At 63.8% G+C, this 16,734-nt stretch carries 16 protein-coding genes; 4 read left to right on the top strand and 12 right to left on the bottom strand.

The window, feature by feature from the left end; translation table 11 throughout:
- Window positions 1–23: 23 nt before the first annotated feature.
- The 3 genes from htpG to BRA1417_RS0100335 form a co-directional block, all read right to left on the bottom strand.
- Entirely contained in the window at window positions 24–1,901 is a 1,878-nt protein-coding gene (htpG, locus tag BRA1417_RS0100325; protein ID WP_027514095.1) for a molecular chaperone HtpG, read from the bottom strand.
- A 123-nt stretch (window positions 1,902–2,024) separates the two neighbouring features.
- Window positions 2,025–2,438: a hypothetical protein gene (locus tag BRA1417_RS0100330; RefSeq protein WP_027514096.1), complete on the bottom strand. Its 414-nt coding sequence runs from the start codon at window positions 2,436–2,438 to the stop codon at window positions 2,025–2,027.
- Between the two features lie 261 nt (window positions 2,439–2,699).
- Window positions 2,700–3,299 (bottom strand): nuclear transport factor 2 family protein, encoded by a 600-nt coding sequence (locus tag BRA1417_RS0100335; protein ID WP_027514097.1) that lies wholly within the window; start codon window positions 3,297–3,299, stop codon window positions 2,700–2,702.
- Between the two features lie 196 nt (window positions 3,300–3,495).
- Between BRA1417_RS0100335 and BRA1417_RS0100340 the strand changes: the two genes are divergently transcribed.
- Complete coding sequence (locus tag BRA1417_RS0100340; protein WP_245286125.1) at window positions 3,496–4,335, top strand: energy transducer TonB; 840 nt, start codon at window positions 3,496–3,498, stop codon at window positions 4,333–4,335.
- 67 nt (window positions 4,336–4,402) lie between these two features.
- On the opposite strand, the gene BRA1417_RS0100345 is transcribed toward BRA1417_RS0100340, so the two are convergent.
- Window positions 4,403–5,209, bottom strand: coding sequence for a response regulator (locus tag BRA1417_RS0100345; protein WP_007597237.1), 807 nt, complete (start codon window positions 5,207–5,209; stop codon window positions 4,403–4,405).
- 220 nt (window positions 5,210–5,429) lie between these two features.
- Between BRA1417_RS0100345 and BRA1417_RS0100350 the strand changes: the two genes are divergently transcribed.
- Both BRA1417_RS0100350 and BRA1417_RS0100355 read left to right on the top strand, forming a co-directional pair.
- Complete coding sequence (locus tag BRA1417_RS0100350) at window positions 5,430–5,663, top strand: NepR family anti-sigma factor (protein WP_007597239.1); 234 nt, start codon at window positions 5,430–5,432, stop codon at window positions 5,661–5,663.
- Entirely contained in the window at window positions 5,663–6,211 is a 549-nt protein-coding gene (locus tag BRA1417_RS0100355; protein ID WP_007597240.1) for a sigma-70 family RNA polymerase sigma factor, read from the top strand. The genes BRA1417_RS0100350 and BRA1417_RS0100355 overlap by 1 nt, the downstream gene beginning before the upstream one ends.
- A 119-nt stretch (window positions 6,212–6,330) precedes the next feature.
- On the opposite strand, the gene BRA1417_RS0100360 is transcribed toward BRA1417_RS0100355, so the two are convergent.
- From BRA1417_RS0100360 to BRA1417_RS0100400, 8 genes are all read right to left on the bottom strand, one after another.
- Window positions 6,331–7,029 carry a nitroreductase gene (locus tag BRA1417_RS0100360; RefSeq protein ID WP_027514100.1) on the bottom strand — a complete coding sequence of 233 codons (699 nt, stop codon included), beginning with the start codon at window positions 7,027–7,029 and terminating at the stop codon, window positions 6,331–6,333.
- Between the two features lie 139 nt (window positions 7,030–7,168).
- Window positions 7,169–8,413 (bottom strand): acyl-CoA dehydrogenase, encoded by a 1,245-nt coding sequence (locus BRA1417_RS0100365; RefSeq protein ID WP_027514101.1) that lies wholly within the window; start codon window positions 8,411–8,413, stop codon window positions 7,169–7,171.
- A 137-nt stretch (window positions 8,414–8,550) separates the two neighbouring features.
- Window positions 8,551–9,795 (bottom strand): acyl-CoA dehydrogenase, encoded by a 1,245-nt coding sequence (locus BRA1417_RS0100375; protein WP_027514102.1) that lies wholly within the window; start codon window positions 9,793–9,795, stop codon window positions 8,551–8,553.
- A gap of 15 nt (window positions 9,796–9,810) precedes the next feature.
- Window positions 9,811–10,938, bottom strand: a complete 1,128-nt coding sequence (locus BRA1417_RS0100380; RefSeq protein ID WP_027514103.1) for an acyl-CoA dehydrogenase family protein — start codon at window positions 10,936–10,938, stop codon at window positions 9,811–9,813.
- A 27-nt stretch (window positions 10,939–10,965) separates the two neighbouring features.
- Window positions 10,966–12,837: an AMP-binding protein gene (locus tag BRA1417_RS0100385; RefSeq protein WP_027514104.1), complete on the bottom strand. Its 1,872-nt coding sequence runs from the start codon at window positions 12,835–12,837 to the stop codon at window positions 10,966–10,968.
- A gap of 43 nt (window positions 12,838–12,880) precedes the next feature.
- A complete protein-coding gene (locus tag BRA1417_RS0100390) occupies window positions 12,881–13,687 on the bottom strand; it encodes an enoyl-CoA hydratase/isomerase family protein (protein WP_027514105.1) in 807 nt (268 codons plus the stop codon).
- Between the two features lie 187 nt (window positions 13,688–13,874).
- Complete coding sequence (locus BRA1417_RS0100395) at window positions 13,875–14,633, bottom strand: SDR family NAD(P)-dependent oxidoreductase (protein ID WP_007615252.1); 759 nt, start codon at window positions 14,631–14,633, stop codon at window positions 13,875–13,877.
- A gap of 56 nt (window positions 14,634–14,689) precedes the next feature.
- Window positions 14,690–15,292 (bottom strand): TetR family transcriptional regulator, encoded by a 603-nt coding sequence (locus BRA1417_RS0100400; RefSeq protein ID WP_018453285.1) that lies wholly within the window; start codon window positions 15,290–15,292, stop codon window positions 14,690–14,692.
- A 207-nt stretch (window positions 15,293–15,499) separates the two neighbouring features.
- Here BRA1417_RS0100400 and BRA1417_RS0100405 point away from each other — a divergent pair, with 207 nt between their 5' ends.
- A complete protein-coding gene (locus BRA1417_RS0100405) occupies window positions 15,500–16,672 on the top strand; it encodes an acetyl-CoA C-acetyltransferase (RefSeq protein ID WP_027514107.1) in 1,173 nt (390 codons plus the stop codon).
- Window positions 16,673–16,734 lie beyond the last annotated feature (62 nt).

Genomic DNA, 16,734 nt, shown 5'->3' on the forward strand with positions numbered 1-16,734 from the left:
CGGCATATATGGCCTGCGCCCCGCTACCCGCCGAGCCCCTGCAGCACCAGCCGGTTCAGCCTTGCCGCAAACGCCGCCGGATCTTCCGGCAGTTCGCCGTCCAGGATCTGCGCCTGTTCGAGCAGGAGCAGACTCAGATCGTCGACCGCCTTCGAGCCGGCCTGAGCCTTCGTGATCGCCGTGACCAGCGGATGGCGCAGGTTGATCTCGAGGATCGGCTTGGTGCGCATGCCACGGTTTTGCTGGGCCAGGATGCGCTCGAGCTCGCGGCTCGGGCCCTGGCTGTCGGCAACGAGGCAGGACGCGGAACTGGTGAGGCGCGTCGATGCCTTGACGTCGCTGACACGCTCGCCAAGCGCGGCCTTGATCACCGCGATGGTGGCACCCTCGTCGGCGGCCGGCTCGTCCTTTTTCGCTTCGTCCGCCTCGTCGACGCGCGGGATCAGCTCGAGATTGAGATCGCCCTGGCTTAGCGACTTCAGCGGCTTGCCGTCGAACTCAGATGGCATCGAAGTCCAGAAGGCGTCGACGGGATCGGATAGCAGCAGAACTTCGATGCCGCGCGCAGTCGCCGCCTCGAGCCTGGGGTTCGACTTCAACCGGTCGATGCTGTCGCCGACGAGATAATAGATCTCGGTCTGATTCGGCTTGAAATCGGCGATGACCTCCTTGAGCGAGCGCTTCTCGCCCGCAGTCGTGGTGAAACGCGACAGCGCGAGCAGCTTTTCGCGGCGCTCGAAATCCTCGTAGATGCCTTCCTTCAGCACCGCGCCGAAGGCCTCCCAGATCTTCGCGAAGTTCTCCGGATCCTTCTCCGCAAGGCTTTCGAGCTCGGACAAGACGCGGGTCGCCACGGCCTTGCGGATCTGTGCGAGCTGCGGATTGTTCTGAAGCATCTCGCGGGAGATGTTGAGCGGGAGATCCTCGCTGTCGACGACGCCGCGGATGAAGCGGAGGTAGCCCGGCAGAAGATCGGCATCGTCGGTGATGAAGACGCGGCGGACATAGAGCTTGACGCGCCCCTTGCGGTTCGGCTCGAACAGGTCGAACGGCTTGGTCGAGGGCGCGAACAGCAGCACGGCGTAGGAGTAACGCCCCTCCGCGCGATAATGCAGCGTCATCGCGGGATCGTCGAAGGCGGAGGCGATCTGCTGATAGGCCTTCTTGTAGTCTTCCGGCGTGAGCTCGGATTTCGAGCGCTGCCACAGCGCGCTTGCAGAATTGATCTGACGCGGTTCGCCCTCTTCAGGCACGAGCTCGATGGGGAAGAGGATGTTGTCGGAATAAGCGCCGACGATGCGCTCGATCTCGTAAGCTTCGAGATATTTCTTCGCATCGTCCTTGAGATGCAGGACGATCTCGGTGCCGCGCTGCACGCGGCCCGCATCCTCCTCGCTGGCACGCGCGATCTCGAAGCCCGACCCGCCTGTGGACGTCCAGGTCCAGACGTCGCTCTCGCCGGCGCGGCGGCTGACCACGACGATCTTGTCGGCGACCATGAACGCGGAATAGAAGCCGACGCCGAACTGGCCGATCAGGCCGAGACCATCCTTGGCCTCCTTGAGCTTCGACACGAAGGCCTTGGTGCCCGAGCGGGCGATGGTGCCGAGGTGGTCGATCAGCTCCTGCCGCTCCATGCCGATCCCGTTGTCGGCGATTGTCAGCGTCCCGGCCGTCTTGTTCGGAATAATCCGGATCTTGAGCGCGTCGCCCTCGCCCAGCAGCGCAGGACTCGCGATGGCCTCATAGCGCAGCTTGTCGCAGGCGTCCGATGCGTTGGAGACAAGCTCGCGCAGGAAGATATCGGTCTCGGAATAAACGGAGTGCACCATCAGGTGCAGAAGCTCGGAAACCTCGGCCTGGAAGGGCTGCGTATGCACAGCCGTGTCTGACGTCGTCATGCGTTTACCCGGTCAATCGAAGGGGAAAAGAAACCCGGGATATAACGCGAGGGGGCAGGGGATCAAGTGGACGTCAGCAATCGCCCTCCGGGCGGAGGGCGACTTGTCCGTGGCAAATGCCGATCAGGTCACGCAGCGACCGGGCTGGAGCAGTTTTGCGACCTCGGTCAGGGAGCTGACCATCGGCTCGCAGGCGATCGTCGGCTTTTTGCGGCTCTGCTTCTGGTCCGGGAGCAACACCGGCGGCTTGGCGTTGCCGGTCTCGATCACCGCGGGGACCCGCAGCAGGACCGACGTGTCGGCCAGATCATTCAGCCGCATCGACACGGTCCGGGTTGGAACCTCCGCCTGCTTGATGTCGGCGAGCCGGTCGGCTTTGCTGGAGCGGTTGACGTTATGGCCCGGCTTGTCAGCGACCGCCTGCCAGCGGTCGGCCAGATCATGGCCGGAGGCCAGCTGCACGGCGCCCACCTGAACGGCGCCAAGCGTCGCGGCGAGCGCGACGGCGCCTAAAAATACCTTTTGGATCTGTGACATGGCTGTCGGTCCCTCGCCCCATGGCGATCGCGGGAACAACGCAACGAGAGGACCGGGAGTTCTCAGTCGTTAAGATCACTTAACCGTGTGCGAAAAAGGCACGCCCTCGCGAAAAATTCCCAGAAAAATTTCGCAACCCCCTGGAACGACTTTCGCGGATCGGAGTCGTCTCAACAGCCGGCTATTCCCCCCTGCCCCATAAGCCGGCGACGTAGGGCGCGACTGTGGTGATGCCAGTCGCGCCTTACTTTTGTCTGGCGTTCAGTTCGCCTTCCCCGCGAGCCACTCCTGCCCCTGCCCATAGAGCTTCTCGACCTCAGGCCCGGTCAGACCCGGCATGTCGCGCTTGACCTTGTAGCCGATCAGCTCCTGCATGTAGGCGAGGTGGCGGTAGCCTTCCGGGAGCGCGGCAAGGGCTTTCTGGTCGAGCTGAAGTGTCGCGGCGGGATCGACCGGGTCGATCCGGTCCTTCTCGTAGATCGGCTGGCGGCGGACGATGCCCCATTTTCCCTGCCGCTTCTCCAGGAAATCGTAGAAGCGCCCGGTGCAGACGACGTCGCAGGGCACGTCGTGCACCGGCGCGCGCTGCGAGATGGTCATCTTGGTCTGCGCGATGGCGCGCGCCCCCTCGAGGTCGATGCTGCAGCCCCCAAGGAAATGCAGGATGCGCACGCCCTTGGCGAACCCCTCCTGGCTGACCCGCATGAAATCCCGCGCCGGCCCCTGAAACCAGGTGGCGGACATCCAGCCTTCTTCATGCCAGACGGTGGCGAAGCGCTCCCAGTCGCCGGCATCTCGCCACACCGCCCAGTTCTCGACGAGATCGCGGATGGCGAGGCGATCGAGGAGTTGCTGGTCCATGATGCGAAATCTCCGGTGTTTCGAAGCAGTTATGGATGTCATCGGCCCGAGATATCAACGGGGCAATTTGCCCGGCGTCAAGCGGGCTTCCCGGCCGATCGAATCGCCCCACACAAGCGCGACGCGATACGAGCAGCGAGCCTTGCAATCAACCTGATGGCGACTAGTATCCGCGCCGATGCAGATGAAACTCCCCTTGCTTGCCGCCCTCCTCGTATTGCTGGCGGCTTTCCCCGCCCATGCGCAGACTGCCCCCCAGAGCGAAAGTGTCAAAGCCTGGAAAGCGGGGCTGTCGGCACACATTGCCCGCAACAGGTTTTTCCCTGTTGAAGCATGGGGGCAAACCGGCAAGGCCAAGATCGCGTTCGTCATCGATCGCTCTGGCAGGTTGATCTCGCGGGCGCTGGCCGAGAGCGCCGGCTCGCGGTCGCTCGACGACGCCGCTATGGCGATCATTGCCCGCGCCGCCCCGTTTCCGGCGCCGCCTTCGGAGTTGAAGGACGCCTCGTTTGATTTCACCGTGACGATTGACTTCAGCGGCCGTCAATTCCTGGTGCCATCTTCCGGGCTGGTGCTGAGCAGGCCGGGTGCCATCCTCACGGAGTCCGATGCGATGGCTGCCTGGCGCAAGGCGGTCACCGAGCATGCCTGGCGCCACATCGCGTTTCCTCCGAAGGCGATCGGCCAACGGGGCGATGCCGGCGTCACTTTCGTGATCGACCGGTCGGGCAAATTGATCTCGAGTGCGCTGGTGGAGAGCACCGGCTCAGCGTTGCTCGATGAAGAGGCGCTCGCGATGATCGAGCGATCTCAACCATTCCCGGAGCCGCCCGCCGCGGCGAAGGATGATCTCCAGAGTGTGACAATCCTCGTGACATTCGACGGGACACCACGGCCCCCGGCAGGACCGTCGCCTGAGCGCGAAAAATTGCTCCAGTCATGGATCGAGGACCAGGCCAAGCTCAATGCGAAATCCCTTGGGCCGAACGATACCAAGCTGAATTCCATGCTTCGCAGCATTTGCCGCGGTTGCTGAGGCAGGGTATCGGCGAACAAAAACGGCGCGCCTTGCGACGCGCCGTTTCTGTTTCGGAGAGGCTTGCTTAAGCCGCCGGCACTTTCGGCGCGCGATTGCGCGAGTTGCGCTGGAAGAACAGCGCCTGGCTCGCCACTGCCGACACCATCGCCGGCTGGAACGGTTTTGAGATCAGGAACGCCGGCTCGGGGCGCTCTCCGGTAAGGAAGCGTTCCGGGTACGCCGTGATGAACACCACCGGCACTTCGAAGGTGCGGAGCAGCTCGTTGACGGCGTCAAGGCCCGACGAGCCGTCGGCGAGCTGGATGTCGGCGAGGATCAGGCCGGGCCGCTTGTTCTTGGCCAGTGCGACCGCATCGGCGTGGGTGCGGGCGACGCCGACGACATTGTGGCCGAGATTCTTCACCAGGCTTTCGAGGTCCATGGCGATGAAGGTCTCATCCTCGATGATCAGCACATCGGTGGCGATCTCGGCGGCCATCTCACGCCCTGCGGCATCCGCAAGCCGGCGCGTCTCGCCCACGTCGGTGCCAAGAATGTAGCCGACCTCTTCCTCCGAAAATCCCTCGAGCGAGAGCAGCAGGAAGGCTTGCCGCGGTAACGGCGTGATGTTCGACAGCCGTCGCTCCGGGGGCATCGGCAGGTTCGTCACCTCGGAATCGTCGTTGACGGAAACGGAATTCCAGATCTGGGTGAACAGCCGAAACAGGCCGGCGCGCGGCCCGTGGCTCTCGTCGAGCACCGACGGATCTCCCAGCATGGCTTCCAACATGGCTGCGACATAGGCGTCACCGGAGGACTGGCTGCCCGTCAGGGCGCGTGCGTACCGGCGCAACAACGGCAAGTGTTCAGCAACAAGCTGTGAACGGGACATCCCCACTCCATATATCTTCGGGCCGACCTTGACGTGCAGGCGTTAGGCGGGGGGCCCGGGTTCCCCTGCTGGGCTGATTACGCCTCAGACGGAGAAAAGTTCCGCATGAGGGCGGAACTTTTTCTCGCAGCTCGCATTGAGCCTATCCAGGGAACGGCTCCCGGTTGAGAGAACTTCTCGATTTTACAGTCACTTAACTCGGGGAAACGTGGAACAGGTCATGAAAGATCTCAAGTCTCAAGCCAGCAAAAGCACGACCCCCGGCAAGGGAGGGCTCACTCCGGAGATCCAATCCCGGATCGGGCACCAGCTGCGCGCCATGTACGACGATGTGGTGCGGCAGGGGGTTCCGGACCGGTTCGCGGAACTGATCAAGAAACTTGATGCGCCGGGAGCGACACCCCAAGTGGAAAATGGTGGCGGTTCTAACGACAACAACAATGGGAGGGATTGATGCCTCTCACGGACTCCCTGCGTAACGACATCCTGGCGGCCGTGCCCAGTCTGCGCGCGTTCGCCATCTCGCTCAGCGGCAATGCCGATCGCGCCGACGATCTGGTCCAGGAGACGCTGTTGCGCGCGCTCGCCAACATCGACTCGTTCCAGCCCGGCTCCAATCTGCCGGCGTGGCTGTTCACGATCCTGCGCAACCTGTTCCGCTCCGACTATCGCAAGCGGCGGCGGGAAGTCGAGGATGCCGAAGGCAACTATGCCAAGACGCTGAAGACGCAGCCCTCGCAGAACGCGCATCTCGAGTTCGAGGAATTCCGCACGGCGCTCGACAAGCTTCCGCAGGACCAGCGTGAAGCGCTGATCCTCGTCGGCGCCTCCGGCTTCTCCTATGAGGATGCGGCCTCGATCTGCGGCTGCGCGGTGGGCACGATCAAGAGCCGCGTCAACCGTGCGCGCTCCAAGCTCGCGGCGCTGCTCTATGTCGACGGCGCCGAGGATTTCGGGCCCGACGAGACCATTCGCGCCGTGATCGGCGGCAGCGGCGGCTGACCGCCGGCGTCAATCGGACTGAGACCGCGATGAAGGCGGCCGCTTCCGCGGCCGTCTTCGCATGTCTGAAGTGATCATGTCTGAAGCGTGAAACTTGATGCGTGCCTGCGTAGCCTCGATCACTCGTCCACGAAGGTCACGGTCTCGGCCACGCTCGCACGCGACGTGCGGTAGCTGTTGACCTTGTGGGCGTTGTCGGCATAGCCGAACGAGATGCCGCAAACGATGCGGCGGTCAGCTGGCAGATTGAAATGGCGGCGGATCAGGCCGGAGTGGCGCGCGAGCGCCGCCTGGGGAATGGTGCCGAGCCCGAGCGCCTGCGCGGCCAGCATGAAGTTCGAGACATAGGCGCCGCAATCGATCGCACCGTAGATGCCGAGCGGCTCGTCGGTGTGGATGATGGCCACATGCGGCGCGCCGAAGAAATTGTAGTTCTGCAGCGCCTGCTTCGCGTACGCCGCCTTGTCTCCGCGCGCGATGCCGAGCGTGTTGTAGAGCTGGAAGCCGCTCTCGCGGCGGCGTTCGAGATAGGCGCCGAGATATTCCCGGGGCGGCGGGAAATCATAGTCGTCCCCGAGACCGCCCGAAGCCTCCTTGTAGATTAGCTTGCGGAAACGCTCCTTGGCTTCGCCGCTGGCGATGACGACCTGCCAGGGCTGGCTGTTGCACCACGACGCCGTGCGCTGCGCGGTCGTCAGCACATGTTCGATCGTCGCGCGATCGACTTCCTTGGCCAGGAAGGCACGGACCGAGTAGCGCTCGTTGAGCAGCTCTTCGAGCACGCCGATGCGGTCGTTTTGCTTTACTTGTGCGTCCATGGATCAACTCGCGCCTTCTCTTCGTAAGGTGGGCAAAGGCGCATAGCGCCGTGCCCACCGACAGACTTACCTCGGCGCATCTGCATATGGTGGGCACGCTTCGCTTTGCCCACCCCTACGGATACAGCGAGAAGCTAGATCACCGTCCCTTGGTCGGGATCTTGTTATACGGCACGTCCTTGTCGACGCGGATATCGCCCGGCAGTCCCAGCACGCGCTCGGCGATGATGTTGCGCAAAATCTCGTCTGTGCCGCCCGCGATGCGCATCGAGGGCGAGGACAGCAGCATCTGCTGAAACTGGCCCTGAACGGTTTCCTCGTCGCTGCCTGTGAGAACGCCGGCCGCGCCCTGGAGGTCCATGGCATAGGTCGCGATGTCCTGCAGCATCATGCCGGAGACGAGCTTGCCAATCGAATTCTCCGGCCCCGGCCGTTCACCCTTGGAAAGCGCCGAGATCGCCCGGTAGCTGGTGTATTTCAGCCCGCTCGACTTCACCGCCCAGCTCGCGAGTTTTGAGCGCACGGCGGGATCGTCGATGGCGAGGCCATCCTCCAGCATCAGATTGGAGCAGAACTCGAACATCTCGGGGACGCCGGTCGCAACCCGCGAGCCGATCGACATCCGCTCGTTCATCAGCGTGGTCAGCGACACGCTCCAGCCCTCGCCGACGGCGCCGAGGCGCTGGCTGTCGGGAATGACGACGTCGGTGAAATAGACCTCGTTGAACTCCTGCATGCCGTTGGCCTGCTTGATCGGGCGCACCTCGACGCCGGGGCTCTTCATGTCCAGGAAGAACATGGTGAGCCCCTTGTGCTTGGGCACATTGGGATCGGTGCGCGCGATCAAAAGTCCGTAGTCGGAATAGTGCGCACCGGAGGTCCAGATCTTCTGACCGTTGACGACCCAATTATCGCCCGTCTTCTCCGCGCGCGTGCGCAAGCCCGCGACGTCGGAGCCCGCCGACGGCTCGGAGAACAGCTGGCACCAGATCTCCTCGCCTGCGGCCAGCTTCGGCAAATGGCGCCGCTTGGCGTCCTCGCTGCCAAAAGCCATCACGGTTGGGCCGCACATGCCCTCGCCGATCTGGAACGGCTGCGTCAGCTTGCCGTAGACGCCTTCCTCCTGCTGCCAGATCACCCGCTCGATCGGCGTCGCACCGCGGCCACCATATTCCTTCGGCCAATGCAGGCAGGCCCAATTGCCTTCGGCCTTCTTCTTCTGCCAGGCCTTGCCGACATCGACGATGTCGTGGTTGGCGAGCCGGATGCGGCCGAGCGAGGACTTTGACAGCTCCGCCAAAAACTCCTTCGGCGCATTGGCCTCGACCCATTTGCGCGCGGTCTCGCGGAATGCGGCTTCCTGCGGGGTGTCGTCGAAATTCATGGCGGACCTCTTCGTTCTTGCTCTGTCTTAGTCCCTCATGGTGAGGAGGCGCGCAGCGCCGTCTCGAACCACGAGGCCCCAGTCGGGCCTGCATCCTTCGAGACGCCGCGTTCCGCGGCTCCTCAGGATGAGGATCATCAGCCTCGTCCCTTCGTCGGGATCTTGTTGAACGGCACGTCCTTGTCGACCCTGATGTCGCCGGGCAGGCCCAACACCCGCTCGGCGATGATGTTGCGCATGATCTCGTCGGTGCCGCCTTCGACACGGGTGCCCGGCGCGCGCAGCAGCATCGCCTGGAAGCGGCCGGCGAGTTCGGCATTCTCGCCGCTAACCACTCCGCCCGCACCCTGCAAGTCCAGTGCGTAAGTCGCGACATCCTGGATCATCGATCCCGCCACCAGCTTGCCGATGGAATTTTCCGGTCCCGGGCGCTCGCCCTTCGACAGCGCGGAGATCGCGCGCATGCTGGTGTATTTCAGCCCGCTCGCCTTCACTGCCCAGTTCGCCAGCTTCGCGCGCACCGCACGATCCTCGATGGCAGGGCCACCGTCCAGCATCAGGCTGGAGCAATATTCGAACAGCTCGGGGAAGCCGGTCGAGACGGCCGCGCCGATCGCGCTGCGCTCGTTCATCAGCGTCGTCAGCGAGACGTTCCAGCCGTCACCGACCTCGCCAAGGCGCTGATGATCGGGAATGCGGACGTTGGTGAAATAAACCTCGTTGAAGTCGGAAGCGCCGCTCGCCTGTTTGATCGGCCGCACCTCGACGCCCGGGCTCTTCATATCCAGGAAGAACATGGTCAGGCCCTTGTGCTTGGGCACGGTCGGATCAGTGCGGGTGAGCAAAATTCCGTAGTCGGAATAATGCGCGCCCGACGTCCAGATCTTCTGGCCGTTGATCACCCAGTCGTCGCCGTCCTTTTCCGCGCGGGTTCGCAACCCAGCGACGTCGGAGCCGCCGGCGGGCTCGGAGAACAGCTGGCACCAGACCTTTTCGCCGGAGGCGAGCGGCGGCAGATAGGCGCGCTTATGCTCCTCGCGCGCGAACGCCATCATGGTCGGCCCGCACATGCCGTGGCCGATGATGAACATGCGGGATAGCTGACCGAACGGCCCCTCTTCCTGCTGCCAGATCACACGTTCGATCGGTGACGAGCCGCGGCCACCATACTCCTTCGGCCAGTGCAGACAGGCCCAGCCGGCATCCGCCTTCTTCTTCTGCCAGGCCTTTGCAACGTCGAGGATGTTGGCGTTCTTCAATTGCGTGCGGCCGAGCGAGGACTTGCGGAGCTCGTCCTCGTATTGCTTCGGTGCATTCGCACCGATCCAGGCGCGCGCGGTGGCGCGGAATTCGGCTTCCTGCGGGGTATCGTCGAAGTTCATGACGTTGCCCTTCGCCTACGCCGCGTTCTTCTTGCGCATGCGATCGATCAATTGGTCTTCCCAATAGGAGAGGCTGCCGAGACCGAGCGCCATGGCGTTGGCGCGGCGGTAGTACATGTGGCAGTCGAACTCCCAGGTGAATCCCATGCCGCCGTGGACCTGGATGTTGTTCTTGGCGCAGTGCTGGAACGCCTGCGTCGCGCTGATGCGGGCCGCGGCAGCGGCTTCCGGCAGCTCCGCGGCGTTGGTCGAGAGCGCCCAGGCGCCGTAATAGCTATTGGAGCGCGCCAGCGTCGCCGACACATACATGTCCGCCAGCATGTGCTTGACGGCCTGGAACGAACCGATCTGTCGGCCGAAGGCGATGCGGTCGAGCGCGTAGTCGCGGCCCATCTCCAGCGCACGGTCGGAGCCGCCGACCTGCTCGAACGCGCAGAGCACCGCGGCGCGGTCGAGCACTTGAGTCAAGATGCTCCAGCCTTCGCCGGCCGCGCCCAGCGGCTCGGCCTTGCAATCCCTGAAAGTGATCTCGGCCTGCCCGCGGGTCGGATCGAGATTGGTCAGGCTTTTCACCTCGACGCCGCCGTCCTTGAGATCGACAACGAACAAGGAGATATCGCCGTCGCGTCCGCTCGATCCCGTCCGTGCCGCGACCACCGCGAAGTCGGCGATCGCGCCATCCGCGACCGGCTTCTTGACGCCATTGAGTACGCCATTCGCAGCCGTGAGCTTGATGGTCTTCGGTGACGGATTGCCTTTTCCCTCGAACAGCGCCAGCGTGCCGATCGCCTCGCCCGAGGCAATCGCCGGCAACCATTTCTTCTTCTGCGCCTCATTGCCCGCGATCAGCAGCGCTTCAGCAGCGAGATACACCGTGGAGGAAAACGGCACCGGCGCGTTCGCCCGGCCCATCTCTTCAGCGATCACGCAAAGCTCGAGATGACCGGCGCCGGCGCCACCAAAATCCTCGGGAATAGCGACACCGAGAAAACCCATCTCGGCGAGGCCCTTCCAGAGTTCCTTGTCGTATGGCGCCTTGCCGTCGAGGACTGCGCGTACAGCTTTGGGCGAGCATTTCTCGGTGAGGAATTTGCGCGCCTGATCGCGGAGCTGCTTCTGGTCGTCGGAAAAATCGAAGTTCATGGCGCGTATCCGTGTTGATGATGTCGATTACTTGAGAACGATGACGTCCTGGTCAGGCTTGTCGGCATAAAGCCGCTCGACCAGCGGGGCACGGCGCTCGAGGCCGGCGCGCTGGTTGATGTAGCCCTTGTCGGTGAGCTCGTTGCCGTCGATCGAGGGCGGCTCGGCCATCAGCATGGCACGCGCGATGATGCGGCTGCTGGCGCCTTCGCACTCCTTGTTGTGAGCCTCCAGCCCGCGCCTGAAGCAGGCGATCACCTCGGGATGCTTCACTGCATCCTCGAAGCTGAGATCTGCCTTGCCGACAAGTTGGCGGCAGGCATGCAGGTTCGGCCAGGCCAGCAGGCCGATGAAGGCGCGATCCTGCCCCGCGACCAGCGCATCATGCACGACGGGCGTCGCGGCCGCGATGGCATCGGTGCGCAGCGAGCCGACGTGGACGAAGGTGCCGGTGGTCAGCTTGAAATCTTCCACCACGCGCCCGGCAAAGATGATGCCTTTCACCGGATCGGTGTCGTCGACGAAGACGCCGGCGTCACCGATGCAATAAAAACCTTCCTCGTCGAACATCTTCTTCGTCAGATCAGGCTGGCCGAAATAGCCAGGCGTGACGTTGACGCCACGCAGGCGCAACTCGTATTTCGAGCCGCACGGCACCATCTTCAACTCGACGCCGGGGAACGGCAGGCCGATGAGGCCGACGCGCTCGGTGTCCCAATAGGTGCCGGTCGAGGTCGGCGCGGTCTCGGTGGAGCCCCAGCCGGTGTAGAACACGATGCGCTCGCCGGTGGTCTTGACGGCGAGGGCCTGCATGCGATCGTAGAGATCGTCCGGCAGCCGCGCGCCGCCATAGGCCATGATCGAGAGGTTCTTGAAGAAGGATCGGCACAGCGCCTCGTCCTTCTCCATGGCGGCGGCGAGCGCGGCATAACCGGCGGGGACGTTGGCGTAATAGGTCGGCGAGATTTCGCGCAGATTGCGCAGCGTCTCATCGAATTGGCCCGGCATCGGCCGGCCGTCATCGATATAGAGCGTGCCGCCATCGACCAGGATCGGGTGGAAGGCCGCATTGCCGCCCATGGTGTGGTTCCAGGGCATCCAGTCCAGCATGGTTGAGATCGGACCGCTGGGATCGCGCGGCCGCACCTGCATCATCATCGCCGCATTGGCGCACATCATCGCTTGCGTGTTGATGACCGCTTTGGGCATGCCGGTGGAGCCCGAGGTAAACAGCAGTTTGCCGACGGTCTCAGGCGTGATCTTTGCGATCGACGCTTCGACGTCGGCTGTCACGGCTGTCGCCGCGAGCGCGGCAAAGCTGACGCTCTCGATGCCCTCGCAGGGCCGTAGGACGTGAACGACGGTAACGCCGGTGAGATCGAGCGCCTTCAGCGCCTTCTCGAAGGTCGAGCCGTCCTGCACCATCACCACGCCGGGCTTGATCAGGTCGAACAGGTACTTCAGCTTGACGTGATCATGGCTCATCAAGGAGTAGGCCGGCGAGACCGGCGCGGCGGGGACCCGCGCCTGCATCGCCGCCTGCGTCATCAACGCGTGCTCGATCGAATTTCCGGAGAGGATCGTGACCGGTCGGCCGTCGAGCGCGAGATTGAGCAGGCCTTGCGTCAGCGCATCCACGGTGCGCTTGGCTTCGCCATAGGACAATTTGCGCCATTCGCGGCTGGGGCCGCCGCGCTGGGCAAGCCAGATCCGCTCGGGCGCTTCCTTCGCCCATTTTGCCAGCGAAGCCGGGATATGCTTCTCGTAGGTTTGCAGCGGGATGCGCGACTTCAGCACCACCGTGCCGTCGTCGCGGCGCTCGACATCGATGTCGCGCGCAAGCCACTTGACCTTGCGAAAGGCGGGCTTCGTCATCACCGCCGCCGCGCTTCCACTCATTTTGCGTCTCCCGGAATTTCTCGTCCTTTACGGATCTTCATTGTCAGCGCCTGATATAGACAGGCTTTCGCTTCTCAAGGAAGGCCCTGATGCCTTCCGAAAATTCCTCGGAGCGGCTGCACAGGACCTGGTTGCGATCCTCCATCGCGATCACGGCTTCCAGCGATCCGGCATCGACGCTCATGTTGAGACATTCCTTGGACAGGCGCAGACCCACGGGCGACGCCGTGATGAGCGCGTCGACATAGGGTTCGGCGGCGGCGTCGAGCTTGTCTTCGTCAACGACCTCGGAGACCAGCCCGACCGCGAGTGCGCGTTCGGCGCCGATGAAGCGTCCTGTGAGGATCAGCTCCGAGGCCACGGAGACACCGACCAGGCGTGGCAGGAAATAGCTGGTGCCGATGTCGCAGCCGCCAAGGCCGAGCTTGATGAAGGCGCAGTTCATCCGCGCCGATCTCGTCGCGATGCGGATGTCGGAGGCGAGCGCAAGTGCAAAGCCGCCACCGGCGGCCGCGCCCTGTACCAGCGCGAGGATCGGCTGCGGACAGCGCCGCATCAGCATCACGATATCGGCGATGCGCCGCTGTGAGTCGAGCGACTCGGTCACATCAGGCGGCTCCTGCTGCCCGGCACGGCGCGCCATCGCAGCCTTGAGATCGAGGCCCGCACAGAAATTCTTGCCGGCGCCCTTCAGCACCACAACGCGCGTATCGCGGTTGCGCTGGAGGCCCTGGAAATAGGCGTTGAGCGCGTCGATCAGCGCAGGATCGAGTGCGTTGAGGTGTTCGGGACGATTGAGCGTCACGGTGTCGACGCCGTCGTTGTGCTCGATCAGCAGCGGTTGGGACATGAGGCGCCTCGTGCTTGCCGCCGTTCGCGGTGCCGATTGCTGCGCCCTCTCCCCTTGTGGGAGAGGGCATGTACGCTGCGAACCCGGAATTCGCTTGGGTGAGGGGTCTGTCTCCGCGGATAGAGACCCCTCATCCGGCGCGCTACGCGCGCCACCTTCTCCCACAAGGGGAGAAGGAAAAAGAGTCCTACCGCGGCGCCATGCGGATCGCGCCGTCGAGGCGAATGGTCTCGCCATTGAGCATCGGGTTCTCGACGATGTGCACGGCCAGCGAGCCGTATTCATTGGCGTCGCCGAGACGCGCGGGATGCGGCACCTGGGCCCCTAAGCTCTTGCGGGCCTCTTCGTTCAAGCCCATCAGCAGCGGCGTCAGGAACAGGCCGGGCGCGATGGTGTTGACGCGGATCTTCTGGCTCGCGAGGTCGCGCGCGGCCGGCAGCGTGAGACCGACGACGCCGCCCTTCGACGCCGCATAAGCGATCTGGCCGATCTGGCCTTCGTAAGCCGCGACCGACGCCGTGTTGACGATGACGCCGCGCTCTTCACCGACCGGCTCGATCGTGACGAGGCGCTCGGCGAACAGACGCAGGCAGTTGAAGGTGCCGATCAGATTGACATTGATGATACGCGCGAACTTCTCCAGCGGGTAGACCCCATCGCGGCCGACGATGCGCTGCGAGCCGCCGATCCCGGCGCAGTTCATCAGCACACGCGCGACGCCGTGCGCGGCTTCCGCCTTGGCGATCGCCGCCTTGATCTGCTCCTCGCTGGTGACATCGGCGTGAAGCGCGATGCCCTTCACTTCGGCGGCGACCTTCTCGGCGTTTTCCTTGCTCTGGTCGATCACGCCGATCTTGGCGCCCTTGGCGGCCATGGCGCGGGCGGTCGCGGCACCAAGGCCCGACCCGCCGCCGGTGATGAGAACGGCTACGTCTTTCAACTGCATCGTAAGCTACCTTTTCCTTGGGCGTTTCTTCTCTAGACTTCTGCGTTCTGGCCGGATTATCCGGCCGCGGCAGCTTCCTCGATATTCGTGAGGATGCCGCCGCAGATCAGCGTTTCCATGTGCTTGATGTATTGCCGGCAAACGTCGTCGGTGACCGGGCCGACGCCGGTCGCGCGCGACATCGCGTGCCGGCCGAAGAACAAATGATCGCAGGCGCCGATCAGGCTGGTGTAGAACAGCACCGGATCGGTGGCGCGGAATTCGCCCTGACTGACGCCTTCGGCGAGCAGGCGCCGATGGAAATCCAGCAACGGCGCGACGAAGAATTTCGAGACTTCGTCCGCGGAACCCGCGACGCTCTCGTGCAGCAGATAGTGGATCAGCCGGTTCATATACGGAAACCGGTGATAGGCGCGGATGATGCCGCCGATATGCAGCTTCAGCTTCGCGGTCGGCGTGATCGGCTGCGCCAGCAGATATTCGAGATTGGACAGTTCCGTCCCCGCATCGCGCTCGAGCAGCGCCAGCAGCAGGCCGTCCTTGTTGCCGAAGTGATATTTGACCAGCGCGGCGTTGGCCCCGGATTTCTGGGCGATGTCGCTCAGCGAAATCTCGATCGAGGAGCGTTCGATCATCAGCTCGCTCGCGGCCACGAGCAATTTCTCTGCCGTGGAATTCTTTCCGCTGGGGAGCCGGTTCGGTACGCTGGTAGTCACGGAGATCCCTGTTTTTGGCAAGAGCAGCCGCAGATAAGCCCAAGCAGCGCCTCCCCACAAGAGTTAATTGATCGATTGACTAAACAACCGGTCGCCCCTTAAATCCGCCCCGACAACCAACCCGTTCAAAACAATCCAGGGAGAACCGACATGGCCGAGGCTTACATCGTCGCCGCTGCGCGTACCGCCGGTGGGCGCAAGGGGGGCCGCCTCGCCGGATGGCATCCGGCCGATCTCGCTGCGAAGGTGCTGGACGAGCTGGTCGACCGCACCAAGGTCGACCCCGCTTTGGTCGAGGATGTGATCATGGGCTGCGTCATGCAGGTCGGCGAGCAGTCCAACAACGTCGCGCGCAACGCCATCATGGCCTCGAAACTGCCGGAGAGCGTGCCGGGCACCTCGATCGACCGCCAATGTGGCTCCTCGCAGCAGGCGCTGCACTTCGCAGCCCAGGCCGTCATGTCCGGCGCGATGGACGTGGTGATCGCCGCCGGCGTGGAATCGATGACGCGCGTGCCGATGGGCCTGTCGTCACAGCTTCCCGCCAAGAACGGCTTTGGCAACTACAAGAGCCCGGGTATCGAGCAGCGTTATCCGAACATCGTCTTCAGCCAGTTCACTGGCGCCGAGATGATGGCCGAGAAGTACGGTCTCTCCAAGGACGAGCTCGACGAGTACTCCTACAACAGCCATCAGCGCGCGATCGCGGCAACGCAGGCCGGCCGTTTCAGGACGGAGATCGTGCCGCTCGAGATCACCCGCGCCGACGGGTCCAAGGACACCCATCACATCGACGAGGGCATCCGCTTCGATGCCACACTCGACGGCATCAAGGGCGTCAAGCTGATCGCCGAGAACGGCAAGCTCTCCGCGGCCAGCGCCAGCCAGATCTGCGACGGCGCCTCCGGCGTGATGGTGGTGAACGAGCGCGGCCTCAAGCAGCTCGGCGTGAAGCCGCTGGCGCGCGTCCATCACATGACCATGATGGGCGGCGATCCCGTGATCATGCTGGACGCACCGCTGCACGCCACCAAGCGCGCGCTGGAAAAGGCCGGCATGACGATCGACGACATCGACCTGTTCGAGGTCAACGAGGCCTTTGCCTCGGTGCCGACCGGGTGGCTCAAGACCACCGGCGCCGATCCGGAACGTCTCAACGTCAATGGCGGCGCCATCGCGCTCGGCCATCCGCTCGGCGGCTCCGGCACCAAGCTGATGACGACCCTGGTGCATGCCCTGCATCAGCGCGGCAAGCGCTATGGCCTGCAGACCATGTGCGAGGGTGGCGGCATGGCCAACGTGACGATCGTGGAGCGGCTGTAAGCTGCTGCGTCGCTGATGGTGTCGTCCCGGCGAAGGCCGGGACCCATAACCACACGAGCCTG

The sequence above is a fragment of the Bradyrhizobium sp. WSM1417 genome (genome assembly GCF_000515415.1).
Classification (GTDB): domain Bacteria; phylum Pseudomonadota; class Alphaproteobacteria; order Rhizobiales; family Xanthobacteraceae; genus Bradyrhizobium.